This window comes from Deltaproteobacteria bacterium (genome assembly GCA_011375175.1).
Classification (GTDB): domain Bacteria; phylum Desulfobacterota; class GWC2-55-46; order GWC2-55-46; family DRME01; genus DRME01.
Window position 1 is genome coordinate 1 of the sequence record DRME01000104.1, and the last position, 4,097, is coordinate 4,097.

At 61.8% G+C, this 4,097-nt stretch carries 4 protein-coding genes; all 4 read left to right on the plus strand.

The genetic code is table 11. The features are described 5' to 3' along the window. Positions 1-176 precede the first annotated feature (176 nt). Positions 177-1,565 (plus strand): hypothetical protein, encoded by a 1,389-nt coding sequence (locus ENJ37_08825; protein ID HHL40597.1) that lies wholly within the window; start codon positions 177-179, stop codon positions 1,563-1,565. Between the two features lie 206 nt (positions 1,566-1,771). Further along, a complete protein-coding gene (locus tag ENJ37_08830; protein HHL40598.1) occupies positions 1,772-2,155 on the plus strand; it encodes a response regulator in 384 nt (127 codons plus the stop codon). 2 nt (positions 2,156-2,157) lie between these two features. Continuing rightward, on the plus strand, positions 2,158-2,802 hold the full coding sequence (locus tag ENJ37_08835; protein HHL40599.1) for a chemotaxis protein CheC: 645 nt from the start codon (positions 2,158-2,160) through the stop codon (positions 2,800-2,802). Between the two features lie 138 nt (positions 2,803-2,940). Next, positions 2,941-3,843 (plus strand): sensor domain-containing diguanylate cyclase, encoded by a 903-nt coding sequence (locus ENJ37_08840; protein HHL40600.1) that lies wholly within the window; start codon positions 2,941-2,943, stop codon positions 3,841-3,843. The last annotated feature ends 254 nt before the right edge of the window (positions 3,844-4,097 follow it).

Consider the following 4,097-nt stretch of genomic DNA (forward strand, 5'->3'; position numbering starts at 1 on the left):
AATGCGAGTTGGTTTCCCCCTGTTTTGCCTGGCAAAACAGGGGGAAACCAACTCGCATTGAAAGTCTTTGAAGGGGGTCTGGGGGAAACTTTCTACAGAAAGTTTCCCCCAGTGAAATAAATCAGGGTTTCCTAATATTATCGGGTGGCCGGTGTGGCCTGGCGGGGGGTGTCTTCATGGCCGGCATATCTCCCTTTCGTGGGATAGCGGGCGAGACGGTTCGGCTCTTTGCGAGCTACGGGACTATCCTCTCCCTGATTCCCGCTGTGTTTTTCATGGCCGTTGCGGCGCTCGCCCTCCTTTACGCCGCCGGTGCGGCGGGGCTGCCGCCGGCCTTTAACGTGCTTGCCGGTTTGCTGGCCGTCTCTCCCGTGCTTGCAAGCTGCGGGCTCGGGGCGCGCACGGGCGATCTCGAAGGCGGTGTCTCCGGCATCTTCACCATGCCGGTCGAGGTCTTCTCGGTGGCGGGCCGCTACGCGGTGCTGCTCGTGGCGGCGGGCGTGCCGGCCACACTGGCCGGCACGTGGCTTGTGGGCGGCGGCGGGGGACAGGGTCCGGTCATGGCTGTCCCGTCCGCTCTCCCATCCATGGGGTTTTCGCTCGTGGGCATCGTGATCGTGGCGCTCGTCGCGGTCTTCGGTCCCGTCTTCGCCCTCATCATAAGCCTCGCGGCCGACGGTGTGGCCGACTGTTTCAGCCCCCGGCGGTGGCGCTGGCTCTTCGCAGAGCGCCGTGAGGACATAAAATCCTTTTTCGCCGCCTATCTCGGCGGCTCCATCCTCTTCTACTCCATGATGTTGCCTCCGGTGGCGGCGCTCGCGGCGGCGGGCTTCTATATCAATGTGAGAGTCGGAGTTGTTGCGGCAGCCGTCGGCCACCTCCTGGCCGCCGCCTCGCTGCCTGTTCTGGCGGGCAGGCTCGCCGGCGCCTTCGTGGCGAGCGATTCGGCGGAGGCGGTCGACGAGTCCGCCGACGCCGAGGCGGCTGTGAGGGAGGAGCTCGAGACGGAAGAGCGGGCGAGGTCTGCGGCCAGAGAGGCGCTCATGCGCGCCGAGACGGACCTCACCGGCGCCATCGAGGAACTCGAGGAAGCGGTCGTCGAATACGACGAGCATCCCCGGGTCATGGCCGAGCTCGCGGGGCTGTACATGCGGGCCGGGAAGCAGAGAGACGCCCTGCTGACCGGCGCAAAGGCCGTGTCGGCGCTGCTCAAGGCGGCCGATGCGCAGGCCGCCGCCCGCACATTCCTTCTGCTCGGCAAGCTGCGCCAGAAGGTGAGGCTCGACGCCTCGGAGTACGAACGTCTGGCCCAGGCTCTCACGGCGGCGGGGAGGTTCGACGACGCCGTATGGTGTCTCCAGGGCTTCGCCGCCATGGGCGGCGAGGCGCTCAAGGTCCAGAAGGGCACCATAGCCGCGGCCGATGCGGCCAGACGCAGCGGCGAGGTGCGCAAGGCGCTCCAGATATACGGCTTCCTCATAAAGAAGTACCCCGACTCCCCCTTCGCCGAGTACTGCAGGGGCGAGTACCGCAAGATCCAGCGCGCGGCCGGCGGCGGAAAGTAGGACGCGTCATTCCGTGGCCCCGCGACCCGCCCTCGAGCCGCAGCGTCCGCCGCCATGTCAGGGGTTGCGGTAGGTTCGTTTTTCCGTTTTCATGAAATTTTTCTTAAAGTTTCCTTTGTCTCGTCCGAATATGTGAATATGCAGGCCGACGGCGTCGCCCCGCGGCGCCGGACCGCCTTTTCACTCGGCCAGGGATTGTTTCCCCTATGATTAAAAAGATACTTATCGTCGACGACTCGCCGGTGGCGAGGAAGATGCTCAGAAGGTGCATGCCCGAGGGGCGGGATTTCGACATATACGAGGCCGGCGACGGCGTCGACGGCCTGCGCAAGTTCCAGGAGGTGAGACCGGACCTGACATTCATGGACCTCACCATGCCGATCATGAACGGCATGCGCGCCATCGAAGAGATAAAGAAAGTGGATTCAGAGGCACTTATCATCGTGAATACGGCCGACGTCCAGATGAAGTCCATCTTCAAGGTCCTGGAGCTCGGCTCTGTCACCGTCATCAAGAAGCCACCCACCAGGGAGGCGGTCAGCGAGGCCATAGCCAGGGCCGAACAGCAAGCGCACAAGGAAAAAGAGTGAATCTGGAGCTTGAAAAAGGGGATGGGCTTTCAGCCGACGAGATCGAGGTCCTTCAGGAGATAGTCAATATCGCTTTCGGCAAGGCTTCTGCCGACCTTGCCGATCTGCTTGACCACTATCTCGTTCTCACCGTTCCCCGCGTAACGCTGGTCAAGAGCCGGGATATCCCGGCTTATATCAGAAACGAGGTGAGCTGCTACTCCAACGGCCTTAGCATAGTGGAGCAGCGTTACTGGGGCAAGTTCAAGGGGGTGGCGCTGCTCGTCTTCCCCTCCAAGGCCGGCAAGGAGCTGGTCTCGCTTCTCGGGGCCGACGACGAGATTGCCGGCCACAACCGCCTCGATACGCTGGAGAGGGAGGCCCTGGTCGAGGTGGGCAACATCCTCATAGGGGCCTGCATCGGCAAGATAGCCGAGCTGCTCCGTGACATAGTGACCTATTCGCCGCCCACCGTCATGGTCCAGACCGATCCCTTGAACACTATGCCCATAAAGCTCGACGAGCCCGAGGCCCACTCCGTCATACTGCGCACCGTCTTCAGTTTCGAGGGACGCGACTTGAGCGGCGCCCTTTTCATCATGCCGAGCCGGGAGTCGGCATGGTGGCTGAAGCTGGCTCTCAACGACTTTCTCGACAATTACGAATAGCAGCATGACGGGGTTCAGCACAGAGGCGGCGGGCCGGGCGAGTCTCGGCCGCCATGCCGCCTCTCTTAAGGGGGAGGCCGTCTTTCAGGTTCCCTCCCTTCGAGGGGAGGCGGGAGAGGGAGCTGTCGAGGTGCCCTGATGATCTTTTCGCAGATATTCGACATGGTGGACATAGGGCTCGTCGTGATCGACGCGGAGCTGAAGGTCCTCCACTGGAACAGGTGGATGGAGCTTCGAAGCGGCATCGCCGCCGACAGGATAAGGGGGGCCTCCATCGTGGAGAGCTTTCCCGAGCTCAACACGCCGCGTTTCCTCAGGAGCTGCAAGTCGGTCCTCTCCTTCGGAAACTTCTGTTTCTTTTCGCAGAAACTCCACGGCTACCTCTTCCCCTTCAAGCCGGTGAGCGCCTTCGAGAGCGACTTCGACCACATGCAGCAGAGCTGCACCATGGGGCCGCTGCGCGACGAGGACGGGTCGGTCGCCTACCTCTACATAGCCGTCCACGACGTGACCGAGATAGTGGCCTACGAGAAGCGTCTCATAGAGATGAACGTGCGTGACGCCCTGACCGGGGCCTACAACAGGAGGTTCCTGGAGACGAAGCTCGAGGAGGAGTTCGAACGCACGAGCCGCTACCAGCGCCCCTTCAGCATCATACTCTTCGACATCGACTTCTTCAAGTCCGTAAACGACGAATACGGCCACGTCTGCGGCGACGTGGTGCTCAAGACCCTGGTCTCGACGGTGGCCTCCATGATAAGGAAGACCGACTTCCTGGCCCGTTACGGCGGCGAGGAGTTCTGCTGCCTGTTGCCGGAGACCCCCTTCGAGTCGGCCAGGGTCCTGGCCGACCGCATCAGAAAGCGCGTCGAGGAGATGGAGATCATCTACGAGGGAAAGCCCGTGAAGGTGACCATAAGCCTCGGCGTCACCGCCATGAGCGAGAAGGCGGAAAGCCCCCGCGCCATGCTCCTCAAGGCCGACGAAGCGCTCTACGAGGCCAAGAGACTCGGCAGGAACAGACAGCAGGCGTCCCTTTGAACAGAACCGGCGCCTGCCGAAGCCTGCAGGGCCACTATGTGAAATTTTTTTGACAACCCGGTGTGCGTGTATTAGACTTTAACACAGTGTTTCATTGCCCGGGGGGAACCTTTCTGTAGAAGGGCCATAGGCCCACGTTTCCCCCAGACCCCCTTCAAAGACTTTCAATACGAGTTGGTTTCCCCCTGTTTTGCCAGGCAAAACAGGGGGAAACCAACTCGCATTAAAAGTTTTTGGAGGGAGTCTGAGGGAAC